13 protein-coding genes and 1 pseudogene are annotated in these 20,676 nt (G+C 74.6%); 2 read left to right on the forward strand and 12 right to left on the reverse strand.

Annotation, left to right across the window (positions count from 1 at the left end; translation table 11 throughout):
- Positions 1–269 precede the first annotated feature (269 nt).
- Positions 270–470, reverse strand: coding sequence for a hypothetical protein (locus ACZ58X_RS15950; protein WP_360230161.1), 201 nt, complete (start codon positions 468–470; stop codon positions 270–272).
- A gap of 406 nt (positions 471–876) precedes the next feature.
- Here ACZ58X_RS15950 and ACZ58X_RS15955 point away from each other — a divergent pair.
- Positions 877–2,151: pseudogene (locus tag ACZ58X_RS15955) on the forward strand (serine/threonine-protein kinase); the annotation flags it as partial.
- A gap of 823 nt (positions 2,152–2,974) precedes the next feature.
- Here ACZ58X_RS15955 and ACZ58X_RS15960 read toward each other — a convergent pair.
- A complete protein-coding gene (locus ACZ58X_RS15960; RefSeq protein ID WP_360230163.1) occupies positions 2,975–3,781 on the reverse strand; it encodes a TrmH family RNA methyltransferase in 807 nt (268 codons plus the stop codon).
- Between the two features lie 89 nt (positions 3,782–3,870).
- Between ACZ58X_RS15960 and ACZ58X_RS15965 the strand changes: the two genes are divergently transcribed.
- Positions 3,871–6,612 carry a SpoIIE family protein phosphatase gene (locus tag ACZ58X_RS15965; protein ID WP_470334230.1) on the forward strand — a complete coding sequence of 914 codons (2,742 nt, stop codon included), beginning with the start codon at positions 3,871–3,873 and terminating at the stop codon, positions 6,610–6,612.
- A 37-nt stretch (positions 6,613–6,649) separates the two neighbouring features.
- On the opposite strand, the gene cobA is transcribed toward ACZ58X_RS15965, so the two are convergent.
- The 10 genes from cobA to argH all read right to left on the reverse strand — a co-directional run bounded on the left by cobA (position 6,650) and on the right by argH (position 20,585).
- Positions 6,650–7,897: a uroporphyrinogen-III C-methyltransferase gene (gene cobA / locus ACZ58X_RS15970; protein ID WP_470334231.1), complete on the reverse strand. Its 1,248-nt coding sequence runs from the start codon at positions 7,895–7,897 to the stop codon at positions 6,650–6,652.
- Positions 7,898–8,002: 105 nt separating this feature from the next.
- Positions 8,003–12,037, reverse strand: a complete 4,035-nt coding sequence (cobT, locus tag ACZ58X_RS15975) for a nicotinate-nucleotide--dimethylbenzimidazole phosphoribosyltransferase (RefSeq protein WP_470334232.1) — start codon at positions 12,035–12,037, stop codon at positions 8,003–8,005.
- Positions 12,038–12,520: 483 nt separating this feature from the next.
- Positions 12,521–13,777, reverse strand: a complete 1,257-nt coding sequence (gene cbiE / locus ACZ58X_RS15980) for a precorrin-6y C5,15-methyltransferase (decarboxylating) subunit CbiE (protein ID WP_470334233.1) — start codon at positions 13,775–13,777, stop codon at positions 12,521–12,523.
- Between the two features lie 163 nt (positions 13,778–13,940).
- The gene (locus ACZ58X_RS15985; RefSeq protein WP_470334234.1) at positions 13,941–14,576 is read right to left on the reverse strand and encodes a GNAT family N-acetyltransferase; all 636 of its coding nucleotides are present in this window, start codon (positions 14,574–14,576) and stop codon (positions 13,941–13,943) included.
- A gap of 208 nt (positions 14,577–14,784) precedes the next feature.
- Positions 14,785–15,612, reverse strand: coding sequence for a MetQ/NlpA family ABC transporter substrate-binding protein (locus ACZ58X_RS15990; RefSeq protein ID WP_470334235.1), 828 nt, complete (start codon positions 15,610–15,612; stop codon positions 14,785–14,787).
- Positions 15,613–15,670: 58 nt separating this feature from the next.
- The gene (locus tag ACZ58X_RS15995) at positions 15,671–16,399 is read right to left on the reverse strand and encodes a methionine ABC transporter permease (protein WP_470334344.1); all 729 of its coding nucleotides are present in this window, start codon (positions 16,397–16,399) and stop codon (positions 15,671–15,673) included.
- A gap of 5 nt (positions 16,400–16,404) precedes the next feature.
- Positions 16,405–17,445, reverse strand: a complete 1,041-nt coding sequence (locus ACZ58X_RS16000; protein WP_470334236.1) for a methionine ABC transporter ATP-binding protein — start codon at positions 17,443–17,445, stop codon at positions 16,405–16,407.
- A gap of 562 nt (positions 17,446–18,007) precedes the next feature.
- A complete protein-coding gene (locus tag ACZ58X_RS16005; RefSeq protein ID WP_470334237.1) occupies positions 18,008–18,526 on the reverse strand; it encodes a GNAT family N-acetyltransferase in 519 nt (172 codons plus the stop codon).
- A gap of 250 nt (positions 18,527–18,776) precedes the next feature.
- Positions 18,777–19,034, reverse strand: a complete 258-nt coding sequence (locus ACZ58X_RS16010) for a sigma-70 RNA polymerase sigma factor region 4 domain-containing protein (protein WP_470334238.1) — start codon at positions 19,032–19,034, stop codon at positions 18,777–18,779.
- Between the two features lie 126 nt (positions 19,035–19,160).
- Positions 19,161–20,585, reverse strand: coding sequence for an argininosuccinate lyase (gene argH, locus ACZ58X_RS16015; protein ID WP_470334239.1), 1,425 nt, complete (start codon positions 20,583–20,585; stop codon positions 19,161–19,163).
- Positions 20,586–20,676 lie beyond the last annotated feature (91 nt).

Below are 20,676 nucleotides of genomic sequence, written 5' to 3' on the forward strand. Positions count from 1 at the left end.
GCACAGTAACGGCCGAGGCCGCGATCCGTCAGGGTCGCGGCCTCGGCCTTTTGTGTCCGGGGAAGTGGGCGGAGAAGAGCCGCGTACGGTCGCCCTCACCGACGTCCGTACGCGGCGTCTCCGCCTGCCGGGGTGCTCTGCGGACCGCTCTCGCCCGTCCGCGTGTCATCGCGGCCTGCGGCCTCCCCGGCGGCACTGCTCCCCGTCCCCAGGGGAACAGTGCCCGTTCTGGTGTTTTCCTGCCGGCCTCGCCGGCGACGCCGTCTCCCTCAGCGGCCGATCAGATCGGCCAGGGCCTCGGCCTGGTTCGCCATCTGCTCCCACCCCCCGAACAGCATCACCAGCAGCACGGCGCACGGCAGGGCCATGGCCAGCGCGACGGCGGGGTGCCGGGTGGGCCGCTCGGCGGACTGGGGCTGGATGAAGGGCGGTCGACGCCGGCGGGTGGTTCCCGTCTGCTGCGATGCCATGGCCCTGCTCCTGATCCGGTCGAGTTGGCGCGGTGGACGGCTTACCTCGGGGGACGAGCTCCCCGTCCACCGCTGGACACAACGCTATTGGCCGGAGGGCCTTCCGGGCGTCATGCCGTCGTACTGTTCCTCGGGCATCCCGGAGGATGACGCTCAGACTCGAGGCGTACTACCGGAGGGGGAGGAAGGTCTCGCACCGCCCCCGGGGGAACCCTGAGGGGCAACCCCGAGAAACGATTCGGCACCCCTGTGACCTGCTGCTCAGCTCAAGATCGGACAATCGCACGGCGGCTTGAGGTGTTGCGTATCAGCACACCGCAGCAGGCAGTCCGTAAGCTGTGCCGGACAGGAACTGACGATGCCCCAACCGACGGGGCCTCACCCACGGGCTGACGGGGAACGAGACATGGCGATGATGCGGCTGAGGCGTGAGGACCCCCGCATCGTCGGGCCGTACCGCCTGCACCGGCGACTGGGAGCCGGCGGCATGGGCGTGGTCTACCTCGGCTCCGACCGCCGCGGCCAGCGCGTCGCCCTCAAGCTCATCCGCGCCGAACTCGCCGAGGACCAGGAGTTCCGCACCCGCTTCGCCCGCGAGATCGCCGCCGCCTCCAGGATCCGGGGCGGCTGCACCGCCCGGGTCGTCGGCTCCGACATCGAGGCCGACCGCCCCTGGCTGGCCACCGCCTACGTCCCCGGCCCCTCCCTCTACAAGCGGGTCGGCGACGAAGGGCCGCTGAGCTGGCCCGAAGCCGCCCGGATCGGCGCCGCCCTGGCCGACGGGCTGGTCAAGGTGCACGAGGCCGGGGTCGTCCACCGCGACCTCAAGCCCTCCAACATCCTGCTCTCCCCGCGCGGCCCCCGGATCATCGACTTCGGCATCGCCTGGTCGCGCGGCGCCAGCACCCTCACCCACGTCGGCACCGCCGTCGGCTCCCCCGGCTTCCTCGCCCCCGAACAGGTCCGCGGCGTCGCCGTCACCCCGGCCACCGACGTCTTCGCCTTCGGCGCCACCCTCGCGTACGCGCTCACCGGGGACACCCCGTTCGGCTCCGGGGCGTCCTCCGAAGTGATGCTCTACCGGGTCGTCCACGAGGAACCCGACCTGTCGGACGTCCCCCCGCAGCTCGCCCCGCTCATCCGGGCCTGCCTCGCCAAGGAACCCGCCGAACGGCCCGGCGCGGCCGCCCTGCACGAGCGGCTCAGCGAACTGGCGGCCCGCGGCACGACCACCCCCGGCGGGCGCGCGGTCAGACGGGGCACGGCCGCCGCCGCACCCGCCGGTGCGACACGGGCGCCGCAGGCCCCTCAGCCCCCCCAGCAGGAGGACGGGCGGCAGGGCGTACCCGGCCCCGGGCGCTCCCCCGAACCCGCGGCACCGGCCGCGCGGGCCCGGGCCGGTGCGGGCCGGCCGGGCGGACAGGCGCCCGCGGGCTCCGCGCGGCGCCCGCACGGTGCCCCGCTCCCCCGGCCCGAGGCCACGCCCGTCACCCGCCAGCTACGGGACCGCTCGCAGACCCCGCCGCCGGCCCGGCCCCGCCCCCGGGACCGGCAGCACACCCCCGCACCCGGCGGACGGCCCGGCACGGCGCGGCAGCGGTTGCTGCGGCAGCGACTGGTCGTCTTCGTCACCGTCACCATCGGCGTCGCGCTGGCCATCGCGGCGGCACAGGGCTGCGAGAACCGGAGCAACCAGGGGGCGCGGCCGGTGGTCGGGCAGAGTGCGACGGCCGGCACCGGTGGCGGTGGCGGGCGTGGCGGCGAACTGGCCGTGCCCGGGACTTCCGTGGACGTCGCGCCGCAGGCCTCGGCGACCCCGCTCCCGGCCGCCGCGCGCGGCACCGCGGACAGTGCGTTGGCGCCCGCGCAGGGGCCCGGGCCCGTGGTGGACTGGCCCAACCGCAGCTACCCCGACGGGGCCGGCGGGCCCGCCGTCACCTTGAAGGACGGACGCTCGGTCGGCGGCGGGCCGCAGGTCGCGCTGAGCGCGGTCCTGCCCGCCCGGTACAAGGGGCAGCCGGCCGCGGTCGTGGTGCTGCGGCGAGTGGAGGGATCGGCACCGGTCGACCTCGTCCAGCTCTACACCTTCGCCGGGGACTCCCCCGTGGCCACCACCTCCCGCACCTCCACCGCCGACCCGCAGGCCACCGCCACCTGGCGCCTGGACGGCAGCGCCGTCGTCCGCGAGGAACGCGTGGCCGCCACCGGCGCGATCATCTCCACCCGCTACACCGCACGGGCCGACGGCACCCTCGACGAGTCCTGGCCCGGCGCCGGCGCCTCCGGCGGCACCGGCCTCACCACCCCTCCCCCGGCCGCCGCCCCGGCCCCGCCCACCGCCCCGACGGGCTGAGTCGGCCGGCCGGCACCAGAAGTCGGCCCGGCCGACCTCTGGCGCCTCGCCCTGTGCCAGCGGCACGAGGTGGACGGCGCGGCACAGACGGCGGGCACGTCGAGGTCGAGCACCGGAAGTCGGGCGGGGCAACCTCTGGTGGCGCCGGGGGTCAGGGGGTGGTGACGGCGTAGAAGGCCACGGCGGCGGCCGCGCCGACGTTGAGGGAGTCGATGCCGTGGGCCATGGGGATGCGGACCGGGTGGTGGGCGGCGGCGATGGCGCGGGGGGTGAGGCCGTCGCCTTCGGCGCCGAGGAGGAGGGCGGTCCTGGGGAGGGTGTGGGGGGCGAGGGTGGCGAGGTCGACGGCGGTGTCGGCGGGGGTGAGGGCGAGGAGGGTGAACCCGGCCTCGCGGACGGTGTCGAGGGCGGCCGGCCACGGGTCGAGGCGGGCGTACGGAACCGCGAAGACGGCGCCCATGGAGACCTTGACCGCGCGGCGGTACAGCGGGTCGGCGCAGTCGGGTGAGAGCAGGACGGCGTCCATGCCGAGGGCGGCGGCGCTGCGGAAGATGGCGCCGAGGTTGGTGTGGTCGACCAGGCCTTCGAGCACGGCGACCCGGCGGGCGCCGGTGAGCAGGTCGGCGGCGTCCGGGAGGGGCTTGCGCTCCATCGAGGCGAGGGCGCCGCGGTGCACGTGGTAGCCGGTGACCGCTTCGGCCAGGCCGGGTTCGACGACGTGGACCGGGGCGTCGGCCTCGGCGATGACGTCGGCCATCACGTCGAGCCACTTGGCGGTGAGCAGCATCGACCGCATCCGGTAGCCGGCCGCGAGGGCGCGGCGGATGACCTTCTCCCCCTCGGCGATGAACAGGCCCTCGGCGGGTTCGCGGCGACGGCGCAGTTCGACGTCGGTCAGGCCGGTGTAGTCGGCGAGGCGCGGGTCGGCCGGGTCGGTGATGGTGCTGGGTTCGGACACCCTGTGATCCTGCCAAGCCGGGGCGGGGAAGGCCAAACGGCGGAGGTGACGGGGTGGTCGTGGGCTACTCGGAGTGCAAATATGACGGTATGGCCCGAATTCCGGGCCGATCCTGGGCTCCGTCGGCCTCTGGTGCCACCGGCGACGCCGGCTCCCCCGGTGGGCGCCCACACGGTCGGCTAGAGCTGCCACGCGCGACGCGGTCGAGACCGGCCCGGCGCTGGTCGGTGGCCGGGCAGGTGTTCGCGCTGCAGATCCTGATCGTGCTGCTGCTGGTGGCGGGGGCCGCAGTGGCGCTGGTGGTGCAGTCGCACAACGACGCCGACCACGAAGCGAGCAACCGGTCCGTGGCGGTCGCCCAGGCCTTCGCCAACTCACCGGGCATGGTGGACGCGCTGCGCTCCCCCGATCCGACCGCGATCCTCCAGCCGAAGGCGCAGTCCGCGCGGATCTCCTCGGGCGTGGACTTCATCGTGGTGCTGAACAACCAGGGCATCCGCTACACCCACCCCAATCCGGCCCGGATCGGCCAGAAGTTCATCGGCACGTACGAGCCGGCGCTGCACGGCCAGGTGGTGACCCAGCACCTCACCGGCACGCTGGGGCCGCTGGTGCAGGCGGTCGTCCCGGTGTACGCGCCGGACGGTGCGGTGGTCGGGCTGGTCTCGGCGGGGGTCACGCTGAGCCACGTGTCCACCGCGAGCGAGCGCCAGCTGCCGCTGGTGCTGGGGGCGGCGGCGGGCGCGATAGGGCTGGCCACCCTGGGGACGGCGTTGATCAGCCGGCGGCTGCGGCGGCAGACCCACGGGCTGGGCCCGGTCGAGATGACCCGGATGTACGAGCACCACGCGGCGGTGCTGCACGCGGTGCGCGAGGGCGTGATGATCGTCGGCGGGGACGGGCGGCTGTTGCTCTGCAACGACGAGGCGCGCCGGCTGCTGGACCTGCCGCCGGACGCCGAGGGCCGCCCGGTGACCGAGCTGGGCCTGGAGCCCGCGCCGCTGGAGCTGCTGACCGACGACCGGCCGGTGAGCGACGAAGTGGTGCTGGCCGGGGAGCGGCTGCTCGCGGTGAACGTCCGGCTGACCGACCGGGACGGCGGCCCGCCCGGCTGCGTCGCCACGCTGCGCGACTCCACCGAGCTGATGGCGCTGACCGGCCGGGCCGAGGGCGCGCAGCGGCGGCTGCGGCTGCTGTACGACGCCGGGGTGACGGTGGGCAGTTCGCTGGACGTGACCCGGACGGCGGAGGAGCTGGCGCAGGTCGCGGTGCCGCGGTTCGCGGACTTCGTCACGGTGGACCTGGCCGAGCAGGTGCTGGCGGGCGAGGAACCGCCGCCGGTCGGTGCGCTGGGCCGGATGCGCCGTACCGCGCTCGCCGGGATCAGGGACGACGCGCCGTTCCACCCGGTGGGGACGGTCCTGGAGGTGGTGCCGGCCACCCCGCTGGCCGGGGCGCTGCACAGCGGCGCGCCCGGGCTGGAACCGCGGCTGGCCGAGGCGCGGGACTGGCGGGAGCAGGACCCGGAGCGCTCGGCGCGGGTGCTGGCGTACGGGGTGCACTCGCTGGTGCGGGTGCCGCTGCGGGCGCGCGGGGTGCTGCTGGGGGTGGCCCGGTTCTGGCGGGCGGACCGGGCCGAGCCGTTCGAGCCGGAGGACCTGACGCTGGCCGAGGAGCTGGTGGCGCACGCGGCGGTGTGCATCGACAACGCCCGCCGCTACACCCGGGAGCACGCGATGGCGGTGACCCTGCAGCACAGCCTGCTGCCGCGGAGCCTGCCGGAGCAGAACGCGCTGGAGGTGGCGCACCGCTACCTGCCGGCCCAGGCCGGGGTGGGCGGGGACTGGTTCGACGTGATCCCGCTGCCGGGCGCGCGGGTGGCGCTGGTGGTCGGCGACGTGGTCGGGCACGGGCTGCACGCGGCGGCGACGATGGGGCGGCTGCGCACGGCGATCCACAACTTCTCGACGCTGGACCTGCCGCCGGACGAGTTGCTGGGCCACCTGGACGAACTGGTGAACCGGATCGACCAGGAGGAGGCGGGCGACGCCGGGAGCGCCGGTCTGACCGGGGCGACCTGCCTGTACGCGATCTACGACCCGGTGTCGCGGCGCTGCACCCTGGCCGGTGCCGGGCACCCGCCGCCGGCCGTGGTGGACCCGCAGGGCCGGGTGAGCTATCCGGAGCTGCCGACCGGGCCGCCGCTGGGACTGGCGGTGCTGCCGTTCGAGACGGTCGAGCTGGAGCTGGCCGAGGGCAGTCGGCTGGTGCTGTACACGGACGGGCTGGTGGAGGACCGCGAGCGGGACATCGACGAGGGCCTGGAGCTGCTGCGGACGACGCTGAGCGGGCCGTCGCGGACGCCCGAGCAGACCTGTGCGGACGTGCTCGGGGCGATGCTGCCGGCGCACCCGCAGGACGACATCGCGCTGCTGGTGGCGGAGACCAGGGTGCTGGCGCCGGACCGGGTCGCCCAGTGGGACGTGCCCGCCGACCCGGCGGCGGTGAGGGTGGTCCGGGCGCAGGTGGCCCGGCGGCTGGCGGACTGGGGGCTGGAGGAGCCGGCGTTCGTCACCGAGCTGATCCTGAGCGAGCTGGTGACCAACGCGATCCGGTACGGCTCCGGGCCGATCCGGGTGCGGCTGCTCCGCGACCGCTCGCTGATCTGCGAGGTGTCGGACGGCAGCAGCACTTCGCCGCACCTGCGGTACGCGGCGACCGAGGACGAGGGCGGGCGCGGGCTGTTCCTGGTGGCGCAGTTCGCGGACCGCTGGGGGACGCGCTACACGGCGACCGGGAAGGTCATCTGGACGGAGCAGCCGTTGGAGTAGGAAGTCGGACGGACCGACTTCCCACTCCGTGGGCTCGTTACCGCTGGAAGGCGGCGGCCAGGACGTTGACCACGTCGCCGACCACGATGACCGCCGGGGGCTTGACGCCCTCGGCCTCGACCACGGCGGCGACCGTGGCCAGGGTGGCGTCCACCCGGCGCTGGGCGGCGGTGGTGCCCTCCTGGACGATCGCGACCGGGGTGTCGGCCGGGCGGCCGTGCTCGACCAGCTTGGCGGCGATCGCGCCGATCTTGTCCACGGCCATCAGCAGCACCAGGGTGCCGCTCATGCCGGCGACGGCCGTCCAGTTGGTGACCGAGCGCGGGTCGTCCGGGCCGACGTGGCCGGAGACCACGGTGAACTCCTGGGTCAGGCCGCGGTGGGTGACCGGGATGCCGGCCGACTCCGGGACGCTGATCGAGCTGGAGATGCCGGGCACCACGGTGACCGGGATGCCGGCCTCGGCGCAGGCCAGCAGCTCCTCGCCGCCACGGCCGAAGACGTACGGGTCGCCGCCCTTGAGGCGGACCACGAACTTCCCGGCCTTGGCGTGGTCGATCAGCGCCTGGTTGATCGCCTCCTGGGCCATCTGGCGCCCGTAGGGGATCTTGGCGGCGTCGATCACCTCGACGTGCTCGGGCAGCTCGGCGAGCAGTTCGCGCGGGGCGAGGCGGTCGGCGACCACCACGTCGGCGTCGGCGAGCAGGCGGCGGCCGCGCACGGTGATCAGGTCCGGGTCCCCCGGGCCGCCGCCGACCAGGGCGACGCCGGCGCCGCGGGTGCGGTACGAGCGGGCGGCCAGCGAGCCGTCCCGCAGGCCGCCGACCACGGCGTCGCGCAGGGCGGCGGAGTGGCGCGGGTCACCGGTGAGCACCGCGACGGTGGCGCCGCCGTCGCGGCCGCTGGCCGGGGTCCAGGCGGAGGCGGCGGAGGCGTCGTCGCTGCGGGAGCAGAACACCCGCTCGCGCTCGGCCTCGGCGCTGACCGCCGTGTTGACCGCCGGGTCGTCGGTGGCCACCAGGACGTACCAGGCACCGGCCAGGTCGCCGTCCGCGTACGGGCGGGCGTGCCAGGTCAGCTCACCCGCGTCGGCCATGGCCTGGACGGCCGGGGTGGTGGCCGGGGATATCAGGTGCAGGTCGGCGCCGGAGGCGATCAGGGCGGGCAGCCGCCGCTGCGCGACCTGTCCGCCGCCGACCACGACGACGCGACGGCCGGCCAGCAGCAGGCCCACCGGGTAGGGGGTCCGGCCCTCGGTGCTGGGGTGCGGGGTGGGCGCGCTCATCGGCGGTGCTCCTGATCGGGATGAGGTTGTGGGGAAGGACGGAGATACGCCGCTCCGCGGGCCGGCGCGCCCTCGGGCCGGTCCGCGGAGCGGTGAGGTGGTGCGTCAGGCCTTCTCGGTGACCCCGGCGGAGTCGAAGGTGGCTACATCGTGCATCGCGCGGGCCGCACTCTGCACCAGCGGCAGCGCCAGCAGGGCACCGGTGCCCTCGCCGAGCCGCAGGTCCAGGTCGATCAGCGGACGCAGGCCGAGCTTCGCCAGCGCGGCCTGGTGGCCGGGCTCGGCGGAGCGGTGGCCGGCGATGCAGGCGGCCAGCACCTCGGGGGCGATCGCCTTGGCGACCAGCGCGGCCGAACCGGCGATCACGCCGTCCAGCACCACCGGGGTGCGCAACGAGGCGGCGCCCAGCAGGAAGCCGGCGATGGCCGCGTGCTCCAGGCCGCCGACGGCGGCGAGGACGCCGATCGGATCGTTCGGGTCGGGCTGGTGGAGGGCCAGCGCGGCGCGGATGACCTCGATCTTGCGGGCGTGGGTCTCGTCGTCGATGCCGGTGCCGCGGCCGGTGACCTCGGCCGGGTCGAGTCCGGTGAACACCGAGATCAGGGCGGCCGAGGCGGTGGTGTTGGCGATGCCCATGTCGCCGGTGACCAGCGCCTTGTTGCCCGCCGCGACCAGGTCGCGGGCGGTCTCGATGCCGACCTCGATGGCCTGGAGGGCCTCCTCGCGGCTCATCGCCGGGCCCTGGGTCATGTCGTCGGTGCCGGGCTTGACCTTGCGCGGCAGCAGGCCGGTGGCCCGGCCCTGCTGGACGGCCTGCGGCAGTTCGGCGGCGACGCCGACGTCCACCACGCAGACCTCGGTGCCGATCTGCTTGGCGAAGGAGTTGATCACCGCTCCCCCGGCCAGGAAGTTGCCGACCATCTGGGCGGTCACCTCCTGCGGCCACGGGCTGACGCCCTGGGCGTGCACGCCGTGGTCGCCCGCGAAGATCGCCACGCAGGCGGGCTCCGGGATCGGCGGCGGGCACTTGCGGGAGAGGCCGCACAGCTGGGCCGAGATGATCTCCAGCATGCCGAGCGAGCCGGCCGGCTTGGTCATCCGCTTCTGGCGGTCCCAGGCCTCGCCGAGCGCCTTGGCGTCCAGCGGGCGGATTCCGCGCAGGGTGTCGGCGAGCAGGTTCTGCGGCTCCTCGCCGGGCAGCGCGCGGTTGCCGTACTGCTCCTCGTGGACCACCCAGGCGAGCGGGCGCTTCTTGGCCCAGCCCTGCTGCTCCAGCTCCGGCTCGTCCGGGAACTCGTCGACGAAGCCGACGCACAGGTAGGCGACGACCTCCAGGTGCTCGGGCAGGCCGAGCTCGCGGACCAGCTCCTCGTCGTCGAAGAAGCTCACCCAGCCGACGCCCAGGCCCTCGGCGCGGGCGGCCAGCCAGAGGTTCTCCACGGCCAGCGCGGCCGAGTACGGGGCCATCTGCGGCTGGGTGTGCCGGCCCAGGGTGTGCCGGCCGCCGCGGGTGCGGTCGGCGGTGACCACGATGTTCACCGGGGTGTCGAGGATGGCCTCGATCTTGATCTCCCGGAACTGCTTGGCCCGGCCCTTCGGCAGCGAGTCCGCGTACGCCTCGCGCTGGCGCTCGGCCAGGGCGTGCATCTTCCGGCGGGTCTTCGCCGACCGGATGACCACGAAGTCCCAGGGCTGGGAGTAGCCGACGCTGGGCGCGGTGTGGGCCGCCTCCAGGACGCGGATCAGCACCTCGTGCGGGATCGGGTCGGGGCGGAAGCCGTTGCGGATGTCGCGACGCTCGCGGATCACCTGGTGGACGGCGTCGCGGCCGGCCTCGTCGTAGCCGGGGGCGGCGGGGCCGCGGGGCTCGGCGGGTTCGGCGGGCTGCTCGTCCTCGGCGGCCGGGGCGTCGGTCGGCTCGACGGCCGCCTCGGGCTGCTGCTGGTCGGTGGGCTGCTCGGCCTGCGGCTGCTCGGCGGCGGCCGGGGCCTCGGGCTGCGGCTCCTCGGTGACCGGGGCTTCGCTGACCGGGGCCTCGGTGACCAGGGCTTCGGGCTGCGGCTGCTCGGCGGCGGGGGCCTCCTCCTGGGCGGCCTCCGGTCCGGCGGCCACGGCGACGGGCTCGGCCTGCGGCTGGTCGGCCCCGGGCTGCTCGGCCTGCTCCGGCTGCGGCTGCGGCTGCTCGGCGGCCGGGACCTCGGCGGGCTGCTCGGCGACCTCGGCGACCTCGACGGCCTCGGCGACCTCGACGGCCTCGGTGACCTCGCCGACCGGCTGTTCGGCGGCCTCGGCGACCTGCGCGGTGGCGGGCTGCTGCTCGGCCCCGGCGGCGGCGGCCTCCACGGGCGGCGCGGCCTCCGCCTCGGCGGGCTGCTCGGCGGTGGCCTGCTCGGCGGCCGGCTGCCCGGTCTGCTCCGGCTGCCCGGGGACCGGCTCGGCCGGGGTCTCCGCGACCGGCTCGGCCGGGACGGCCTCCGGCTGCGGCTGCGGCTGCTCGCCCTGCTCCGAGTGCTGCGGCTGCTCGGCGACCGGCTCGACACCGGCAGCCTCGACGGCGACGGCCTCGGCAGCGGCGGCCTCGGCCTGGGCCGGCGCCGCGGCGGGCTCCTGCTCGGCGGCCTCGGCGACGACCTGACCGGAGGGCATCTCCCCCGTACCGGCGGCGGTCTCGGCCACCGGTTCCGCGACGACCGCCTGCACGGCCTCGGCGGGCTGTCCGGCCTCCTGGACCGCCTCGACGGCCTGGGCCTGCTCGGCGGCCTGCGGCGCGTCGGCGGCCGCTATGGGGACGGCCTGCTGCTGGGCCGCCTCGACGGCCGCCGGGGCCTGCTGGGCCGCCTCGACCTTGGGCAGGCCGTGCGGGGTCGGCGCGGCGAGGAAGGCGGAGATCCGGCGCGGCTGACCGGCCGGGGCGGCGGCCTCGGACGGCTCGACGGGTGCGGCGGCCTCGCCGGTACCCTCCACGCCTTCGACGGCCACGACCTCGGCGGCGGCACCCTCGACCGCGGCGGTCGCCACGGCGGCGGCCTCCACGACGGGGGCGTCGACGAGCACGGTCTCGACCGCGGGGCTCTCCACCACGACCGCCTCGGCGGCCGGCCGGCCGACCGTCTCGGCCGCGACCGGTTCGGCCGGCTCGGCCACGACGGCCCGGTCCTGCTGGGCGGCCTCGTCGGCCGGCTGGGCCGGGACGCCCTCGGCGAGCGGCGCGGCCGGGACGGCGTCCGGGGTCCCGACGACCTCGACCACCTCGATCGCACCGATCGTCTCGACCGCCATCAGGCCCTCGACCGGCGGCGAGCCCAGCGGTACCTGCTGGTAGCCCTGGGCCTGGGCGACCTGGTGAACCTCCGGCCCGCCCTCGACCGTGGAGGGAACCGGCGGCACCGGCGCGGCGGGCGCCACCGGGGCGGCCTGCGGCACGACGCCCGGGGCCTGCACGACGGGCTCGCCCATCGGCGGCCGGCCGACGACCGGGATGCCGTGCGCGGGCGTGCCGCCCTGCGACGGGCCGCGGTCGGCCAGCGAACGGACCGGCACCTGGCCGGTCATCAGCGAGGGGTCCGGGATGGGCGGGCCGGCGTGCAGCGGGCGGCGCGGCGGCTGAGCCTGCGTCATCGGCTGCTGCGGGTACGGCTGCGCCTGGCCGGCCTGCGACGGCTGCTGCTGGAACTGCTCGCCGCCGAGCACCGGCGGGTCGACCGGCGGCCAGGAGGGCTCGACCGGGGTGCCGTCCGGCTGCGCGAACGGCGCCTGCTCGGCGCCCCAGGAGCCCTGCGGGCCGGGCATCAGCAGGACGTCGTCCTCGTCGTCCAGCCCGTCCGGCTGGTCGACGAAGTGGAAGGCCGGGCGCTGGGCGCCCTGGTCGACGGCCCAGCCGTCGCCCGGGGCGGCCGGGGCCGGCACGCCGGGGACGGTGAAGTTCGGCTGGCCCTGCGGCGGGATCACGCCCGCGCCGGGGGGCACCGCGCCCGGCAGGCCGCCGAGCGGCGCCGCCGGGTTGGGGATCACGCCGCCGTCGGTCGCGACGCCCTGCAGAGGTGCAACGCCCGCGACGCCCTCCGGTCCGCCGAGCGGGTCGGGCCCGGCGTGCAGGTGCTCCGGCAGTCCCTCGCCCGGGACGTGGCCGCCATCGGTCATTGTCAAAGCTCCTTCCAGGCCGCTGCCGCGCCCCTTGGCGACGCGATCCACCGACCGCAGCGCCCATCCGCACGGGCCGGGCCTGCACCGACCCGCCCCTCAACCACACGTGGCCGCCGCGCCGTGGCGCTGCGGCCCAAGTCCTTCCGGCGCGCTGCGGCACCCCGGCCCGGGCACCGCCGGTGACGGCGGTGCACCATCTGAATCAACGACAACCCGGAGCAACCGGCACGACCGCACCGGACCCTACGGCATTCTCCAGGTCCGGCACGCGGCCCGTCGAATTGCCCACACTCCGAGCGGAACCGGATTGCACCACGTCAAAAAGGTGACAAACCGACCGAATCGGGTGGGTCGTCGGCGGCTGGAGCCGCCTGGGACGCCACACTACCGGCCCGGCGCGGTGACCTCTCGAATCGGTGTCCGGATGCGACCTGGATCACCGCGCGGTGCGTCCGGCGCCCCGGCCCGCACCCGAGGCCTTCACACGATCTGCTCACCCCAGAGCAGCAGTGCGCCGCCCACGCCCGCCCCGAGCTCCAGTGCGCCGCCCTCCTCACCGGCCCGCAGCGGGGTCGACTGCAGCAGCGCGCCGTCCGCCCGGTATCCGGCCCCGACGATGGCCCGGTGGACCTCCTCTGCCTCGGCGAAGGTCCGGGCCAGCGCCACGAAGCGCTCCGGCTTGCGGGCCAGCACCGCGCGCACCACCGCCAGATCGCCGGACTCCACCACCGCCGCGTCGGGCTCCGGCAGTCCGCCCAGCACCTCGGGCCCCTGCCCGTACACCGTCTCCACCTCGACCCCGTACCGGCGGGCGTTGACGGTGAGCCGGGCGCAGGCCGAGCGGGAGGCCTCGACCGCGACCACGGCGGCGCCGAACCGGGCCGCCTCCACCGCGAGGGCGCCGTTGCCCGCGCCGACCGACCAGACCAGGTCGCCGGGACGTGCACCCAGACGGGCCAGCACCAGGGCGCGCACGTGCGCGGGCAGTGCCTCCGACGCGCCCGGCTCGCCCTCCGTGCGCCCGGCGCCCGCGTAGGCGTCGCCGGGGAGCGCCCAGCCGCGTTCCGCGCCGGGGTAGCCCAGGGGGCGCCCGGCCAGCCAGCCGGCCGCCTCGCCGACCGCGCCGGCCTGGGCGGCGCCGCCGATCACCAGCACCACGTTGGGGTCCCGCCAGACGTGGTCGGCGATCCGGTCGGAGGTGAGGACGGTGACGTCCTCCTCCGGGGTGCCGAGGGCCTCGCAGACCACGAAGGTCCGGTGCACCCCGCGCAGCATCAGGGCGAGTTCGCCCGGACCGGCGCCCGGGGCGGTGAGCACGGCGACCTTGGGGTGGGCGCGGCAGATGTTGGCGGCGCGGCGCAGCCGGCCGCCATGGGCGCTGACCACCTGGGCGTCCTCCCAGGGCATGCCGGCCCGGGCGAAGGCGGTGGCGACGGAGGAGACGGCGGGCAGGACCTCGAGTTCGAGGCCGAACTCGGGGCGGCGCAGGGTGCGCACCACGCCGAAGAAGCCCGGGTCGCCCTCGGCGACCACGACGGCGGCGCCGCGGTGCTCGGCGATCGTGCGGGCGGCCTGCTGGATGTTGCCGAGGGCGATCCGCTCGGCGTCCTCCGGCACCGGGAGGGCGTCCAGTTGGTAGGAGGCCCCGGCGACCAGGGTCGCCGCGGCGAGGGCCGCGCCGGCGGCCTCGGTCAGCGGTGTGCCGTCCCACCCGATGACCGTGATCCGGTCAGCCATCTGCGGCCGTTCTCCCTCGACTCGTTGCGCGACTCGTTGCGCGGCTCGTCGCGCCGGCTGTGCGGCGCCGGTGGAGAGGCTACCGGGTACGGTCCCCCTGAGGTCGACAACTCGCACACATGTCCGCGCCACGGGGGTGACCAGCGGGGACGGGCGCGGTGGATCAGTCGCGCAGCACGTAGCGGTGGTCGCCGTGCCAGCCGTCGCGGTGCAGTTCGGGCGACTCCAGGTCCTCCGGGAGGAGGCTCCACAGGATCAGGTCGCTGCGGCTCTCCGCGACGACCTCCCCGGACTCGCCGCGGACTATCCAGGCGCTGCGCAGCACGCCCTCGCTGATGCCACCGATCTTCTGGGCCACCTGCTGGGCGGCGGTGTTCCCGGCGGCGGTGCGCAGTTCCAGGCGCAGGAAGCCGCGGTCCTCGAACAGCCACTGGGCGACGCCGAGGACGGCCTCCGGGGCGTAGCCCTCGCCGCGGGCCCAGGCGGCCGTGACGTAGGAGATCTCGGTGCTGCGCAGCCGCCAGTCGGTGTTGCGCAGTTCGACCAGGCCGACCAGGCGCTGGGTGAGGTGCTCGGTGACGGCGAAGACGATGCCGCGGCCGTGGGCGCGGTGGGCGGGGGCGAGGGTGCGGGCGAGCTCGCTCGCGTACTCCTCGGTGAAGGGGTGCGGGAGATCGGTCCAGGCGAGCACGAGGTCGTCGGCCATCATGGTGGCCAGCCCCGGGGCATCGTCCTCCGCAAGGGGCCGCAGCAGCAGCCGTTCGGTGCTGATGGCGGTCTCGGGGAAGCTCGCTGCCATGCCGTCTCTCCTCGCCGGGTCGTGAACACAACACCGTACGCCTCCGTCGCGCCCCGGTTGCCATGCGGTGCGCCGCGCGCACGACGGTACGTCAGAACCCGGTCCGCCGTGGTGTCCCTGGTGCATACTGCCCGACCGGGCCCCTGCCGAGGTGCGGCGGGGGCCCGGTCGTTCGTCACAAGGTATGACCGTACGACGATCAGGTCGTTCAGAAGGCCGGGATGACCGAACCCTGGAACGTGTCGTTGATGTACTTCTTCACCTCGTCGGAGTGCAGCAGCTCGGCCAGCTTCTTCACCCGCGGGTCGTTCTCCTTGCCCTTCTTGACGGCGATGATGTTGGCGTACGGGTTGCCCTCGGCCTTCTCCAGCACCAGCGCGTCGGTGGCCGGCTTGAGGCCCGAGTCGAGCGCGTAGTTGCCGTTGATCACGGCGGCGTCGAGGTCGGCGATGGAGCGGGGCAGCTGGGCCGCCTCCAGCTCCTTCCACTTGAAGTTCTTCGGGTTGGCCGTGACGTCCGCCGGGGTGGCGGCGGTGCCGGCGCCGTCCTTGAGGGTGATCAGCTTGTTGTCGGCGAGCAGCTTGAGCGCCCGGCCCTCGTTGGTGGCGTCGTTCGGCAGGCCGATGGTGGCGCCGGACGGCAGGTCGCCGATCGACTTGACCTTCTTGGAGTAGACCCCGAGCGGCTCCAGGTGGACCGGCTCGACCGGGACGATGTCCGTGCCGTTCTTCTTGTTGAAGTCGTCCAGGTACGGGACGTGCTGGAAGTAGTTGACGTCGGCCGAACCGTCCTGCACCGCCGTGTTGGGGGTCACGTAGTCGGTGACCTCCTTGATGTCGAGCTTGAGGCCCGCCTTGGCCGCGAGGTTGTCCTGCACGAACTTGAGGATCTGCGCGTGCGGGGTCGGGCTGGCCACGACCTTCAACGGCGCGTTCGGGTCCGAGGAGGAGGAGGAGCCGGAGCTGCCGCAGGCGGCCAGCGACAGGGCGAGGCCGGCGGTGGCGAGGACGCTGGTGAGCTTCAGAACGTTGCGCACGAAAAGTGCCTTTCTGCGTGATGCGGGGAGCCGCGTCCGGAGGTCGGACGAGGGAGGTCTAGGAGGCGACGAGGTCCTCGTCGGGGGCGGTGGCCCGCGGGCGGAGCAGGCGGGTGCGTCCGCCGCCGCGGCCCCGGTCGCCGAGCCGGCGCACGGCGTAGTCGCCGGCCAGCTGGATCACCGTGACGATGATCGCGATCTCGGCCACGATGATCCACATGAAGGTGGTCTCGAAGCGCAGGTAGCCGTAGCGGTAGGCGAGGTCGCCGAGGCCGCCGCCGCCGACCGTGCCGGCCATCGCGGAGTAGCCGATCAGCGCGATCACGGTGGTGGTGACGGAGGCCACGATGCCGGGCAGCGCCTCGGGGACGAGCGTCTTGCGCACCAGCGTCCAGGTGCTGCCGCCCATCGCCTGCACCGCCTCGATCAGGCCGCGGTCGACCTCTCGGACGTTGGTCTCCACCAGCCGGGCGAAGAAGGGGATGGCACCGACCGTCAACGGCACGGTCGCCGCCTGCCAGCCGAGGGAGTTGCCGGTCAGCCACCGGGTGAAGGAGATCAGCGCGATCATCAGGATGATGAACGGCAGCGAACGGGCCAGGTTCACGACGGCGCCGAGCACCTTGTTCACCGGCTGGTTCTGCAGCGCGCCGCCCTTGGAGGTGAGCACCAGCAGCACCCCGAGCGGCAGGCCGAGCACGACCGTGCAGAGGGTCGCGACACCGACCATCTGGAAGGTCTCCTGGGTGGCGGGCCACATCAGGTCCTGCATCTGGTTCCAGCTCAGGCCGCTCATGCCACCGCTCCGTTCGCCGCGCCGTTGCCGTCCGAATCGAGCAGGGCCACTTGCAGGCCCTGCTCGCGCAGGTAGCCGATCGGCACCACGTTGTCCTGGTGGCCGCCGGGCAGCTCGACCCGCATCCGGCCGACCATCCGGCCCGCGATCGTCTCCACGGCGGCACCGAGGATGTTGATGTCGATCTGGTAGGTGCGGGCCAGCTGGGAGACGAACGGCTGCGCCGGGGCGTCGCCCTGGAAGGTGATCTCCAGCACGGTCGTACCGGGGTGGCCGGTGCCGAACTCGCTCAGCGGGAACAGCTCGCGGGCCAGCTCGGAGCCGGGCTTCGCCAGCAGGTCGGTCAGCTCGCCGGACTCCACCACCCGGCCGCCGCGCATCAGGGCGGCGGAGTCGCAGACGGACTTGATGACGTCCATCTCGTGGGTGATCAGCAGGACCGTCAGCCCCAGCTGCTGGTTGAGGTCGCGCAGCAGCTTGAGGATCGAGCGGGTGGTCTCCGGGTCGAGGGCCGAGGTGGCCTCGTCGGAGAGCAGCACCTTGGGGTCGCCGGCCAGGGCGCGGGCGATGCCCACCCGCTGCTTCTGGCCGCCGGAGAGCTGGTGGGGGTAGCTGCGGGCCTTGTCGCCGAGGCCGACCAGGTCGAGCAGCTCGGCGGCCTTGCGGCGGCGCTGGGTGCGGTCCAGGCCGATGATCTCCAGCGGGAGCTCGACGTTCTGCTGCACCGTGCGGGAGGAGAGCAGGTTGAAGTGCTGGAAGACCATGCCGATCCGGCGGCGCGCCTCGCGCAGGTCCTTGCCGGCCCGGTTCTCCCCGCCGGACAGCGCGGTCAGGTCGACCCCGTCCACGGTGACCGTGCCGGAGGACGGGCGCTCCAGCATGTTCACGCAGCGGATGAGGGTGGACTTGCCGGCACCGCTGGTGCCGACGACTCCGTAGACCTCGCCCGGGCGGACGTGCAGGTCGACGCCGGCGAGGGCGGTCACCTCGCGGCCTCGGGAACGGTAGACCTTCGTCAGGTCCGTGGTGGTGATCACAGCTGCTTCCGTGGGTCGGGGGCGGGCGGCGGTGTCCACCGGCCGACCGGGTCGCGGTCGGCGGTGTCCTGCGACGCCCCGCCAGGGGGATCCGGACCTGCCACCCCTTGATCGTGGCCGCAGAACGACCGGGCCGCGCGACGGCGTGGCCCTAACGAGTCATCGACGGCCGCGGGTGGGCGGGCACGCCGGAGGGGAGGGTTCCGGAGAGGAGGGCGCGCTCGCACGGGCGGGAGCGACGCCGGATTCTCGCTTCGGGGCGCGAGGAGGAGGCACCCTCGACGGGGTGCCCGGGGGCGGTGGCCCTCAGCAGTGACACATTCGACGGCACATGGCACGCTCACCTGCCGGCAGCGTGCCGGTGGGGGTCCAGTTCGTCGTCGCAGTCATGTGAGCCAGTAAAACAGATGAGTCGTACAGCGCCCAATTGTTCGACAGCACTGTCCGCATTGCGGACACGGGCCGTGCGGAGCTGGGGAGATACGACTCGACGCCGCCACCGGGGCGTCCGGATGGTGGCGGCGTCGAGGATGGCGGCGTCGGTGCCGGGGGCGGGCGGGGCTCAGGCGGTCGCGGCCAGCGAGGTCTCGGCCAGCGGCGTCGCGGCGGATTTCTCCAGGTGTACGAAGCTCAGCCGGCTGGTCACCTGCTCGACGGCGGTCTGCCGGTAGCCCTGGCGGGCGTAGAGCCGCAGGTTGCCGAGGCTCCGGTGGCCGGTGAACAGCCGGTAGGCCGTCACCGGGCGGGCGTCCTCGGCCATCCGGCGCTCCAGCGCGTCCAGCAGCCGGCCGCCCAGGCCGTGCCGTTGCATCCGGGGGTGGACCACCAGACGCCCTATCCGGCCGATGCCCTCGGCGTCGACGTGGCCGCGGACGGCGCCCACCACCTCGTCGCCCAGCCGGGCGACCAGGACGTGCTGCTCGGTCAGTTCGGCGCGCAGACTCTCCAGGCTCTGGGTCAGGGGCTCGATCGCCCAGTCGCCGTACAGCTCCGCCTCGGGCTGGTAGCCCAGGTACTGGAGCTTGAGGATCTGCTCCGCGTCCTCGGCCGCAGCGGCCGAGATGATCACGCTCATGCCCATGTGGAGGGGCCTCCCCAGTCGTCGTGCCCGGCGCGCAGAGGGTGGCGCGCTCACGCTCAGTATCCGAGCGTATGCGCCACCGTCAAGAGTGACGTTCGCCAGCGTGCTACCCGGGTGTCAGGTTCCCTCAACCTTCGGCGGGGCAGACGTGGCAAGGGTCACGCCGCGATGGAGGCGGAGCGGACGACCGGTGACGGGCGGTGAGCGGTGGGGAGCGGGCGTGCGGCGCCCGGGTGAGGCGGGCCTCCGGTCAGGGGTAGCGCTCGGCGTGCAGCAGCAGGCGCAGGCAGGCCAGGCAGCGGGACCGGGTGGGGCCGATCGAACCGCGCGGCATGCCGAGGCGCTCGGAGAGCTCCCGGTAGGTGGGGGGCGGATCCTCGGCGAGGGCGGCGATCAGCTCCGGACAGCGGCCGGGCAAGGCGGCGACGCTCTCGCGGACCAGGCGGCGGCGCTGTTCGGCGAGGTAGACGTCCTCGGCGGAGGGGACGAGCGGAAGGGGGGTGCACACACCGTGCATGACGGGTCCGGGCGGGGCCGGTTACGCCCGGACCGGGGCGCGCACGCGGGAGGGGCGCGACGGTCGGACCGCCGCGCCCCTCGCACGCTGCTCCAGGGGTCGATCCCGGCGCGGGGATCAGCCCTGGACCCACTCCTGCTGCCGCGCCAGGTCCGCCTTCACCTCGGCGAGCTGGACCGCGACGGCCGAGGGGGCGGTGCCGCCGCGCCCGTTGCGGGCGGCGATGGCGCCGTGCACGCTGAGCACCGTGCGGACCTCGGGGGTCAGGTGCTCGGAGATCGCGGCGAACTGCTCGTCGGTCAGGTCGGACAGTTCGATGCCCTGGGCCTCGCAGGCCTTGACGCAGGCTCCGGCCACCTCGTGCGCGACCCGGAACGGCACGCCCTGCTTGACCAGCCACTCGGCGATGTCGGTGGCGAGCGAGAAGCCGGCCGGGGCCAGCTCCTCCAGCCGCTCCCGGTGCACGGTGAGGGTGGCCATCATCCCGGTGAACGCGGGCAGCAGCACCTCCAGGGTGTCGCAGGAGTCGAAGACCGGCTCCTTGTCCTCCTGGAGGTCCCGGTTGTAGGCGAGCGGGAGTGCCTTGAGGGTGGCGAGCAGGCCGGTGAGGTTGCCGATCAGGCGGCCGGACTTGCCGCGGGCGAGCTCGGCGATGTCCGGGTTCTTCTTCTGCGGCATGATCGAGGAGCCGGTGGAGAAGGCGTCGTGCAGGGTGATGAAGCCGAACTCCTTGGTGTTCCAGATGATCACCTCCTCCGCGATCCGGGAGAGGTTGATCCCGATCATCGCGGTGACGAAGGCGAACTCGGCGACGAAGTCGCGCGAGGCGGTGCCGTCGATGGAGTTGCCGACCGAGCCGCCCTCGAAACCGAGGTCGGCGGCGACGGCCTGCGGGTCGAGGCCGAGCGAGGAGCCGGCCAGCGCACCGGAGCCGTACGGGGAGACGGCGGTGCGGGCGTCCCACTGGCGCAGCCGCTCGGCGTCCCGGCCGAGGGCCTGCACGTGCGCGAGGACGTGGTGGGCGAAGAGCACCGGCTGGGCGTGCTGGAGGTGGGTGCGGCCGGGCATCGCGGTGTCCGGGTGCGCCTCGGCCAGGCCGACCAGGGCGTCCTGGAGGTCGAGCAACAGGCCGCCGATGATCCTGGCGTGGTCGCGCAGGTACATCCGGAACAGGGTGGCGATCTGGTCGTTGCGCGAGCGCCCGGCCCGCAGCTTGCCGCCGAGGTCGGCGCCGAGGCGCTCCAGCAGGCCGCGCTCCAGGGCGGTGTGCACGTCCTCGTCGGCGACGGTGCCGACGAAGGTCCCGGCCTCGACGTCGGCGAGCAGCCGGTCGAGCCCGGCCAGCATGCCGGCCAGTTCCTCGTCGGAGAGCAGACCCGCCTTGTGCAGCACCCGGGCGTGGGCCTTGGAGCCGGCGATGTCGTAGGGGGCGAGCCGCCAGTCGAAGTGGACCGAGGCGGAGAGCCTGGCCAGCGCCTCGGACGGGCCGTCGGCGAAGCGCGCGCCCCAGAGGCGGACGTCGGAGGACTGCTGGGCGGTCATCGCGGTGGCTCCTTCACACATGTGCGGTGGGTGGCATAAGTATGCATGACTCCGTATGGAACACAAAACCCCGGTCGAAGGGGATCCTTCG

It is taken from the genome of Kitasatospora sp. NPDC040550 (assembly GCF_055594965.1).

What these genes read in the sequence shown, in the direction of transcription:
- ACZ58X_RS15950 (WP_360230161.1), bottom strand. Translation starts at nt 470, where the DNA reads ATGGCATCGCAGCAGACGGGAACCACCCGCCGGCGTCGACCGCCCTTC.
- ACZ58X_RS15965 (WP_470334230.1), top strand. Translation starts at nt 3,871, where the DNA reads ATGGCCCGAATTCCGGGCCGATCCTGGGCTCCGTCGGCCTCTGGTGCC.
- cobA (WP_470334231.1), bottom strand. Translation starts at nt 7,897, where the DNA reads ATGAGCGCGCCCACCCCGCACCCCAGCACCGAGGGCCGGACCCCCTAC.
- cobT (WP_470334232.1), bottom strand. Translation starts at nt 12,037, where the DNA reads ATGACCGATGGCGGCCACGTCCCGGGCGAGGGACTGCCGGAGCACCTG.
- cbiE (WP_470334233.1), bottom strand. Translation starts at nt 13,777, where the DNA reads ATGGCTGACCGGATCACGGTCATCGGGTGGGACGGCACACCGCTGACC.
- ACZ58X_RS15985 (WP_470334234.1), bottom strand. Translation starts at nt 14,576, where the DNA reads ATGGCAGCGAGCTTCCCCGAGACCGCCATCAGCACCGAACGGCTGCTG.
- ACZ58X_RS16005 (WP_470334237.1), bottom strand. Translation starts at nt 18,526, where the DNA reads ATGGGCATGAGCGTGATCATCTCGGCCGCTGCGGCCGAGGACGCGGAG.
- argH (WP_470334239.1), bottom strand. Translation starts at nt 20,585, where the DNA reads ATGACCGCCCAGCAGTCCTCCGACGTCCGCCTCTGGGGCGCGCGCTTC.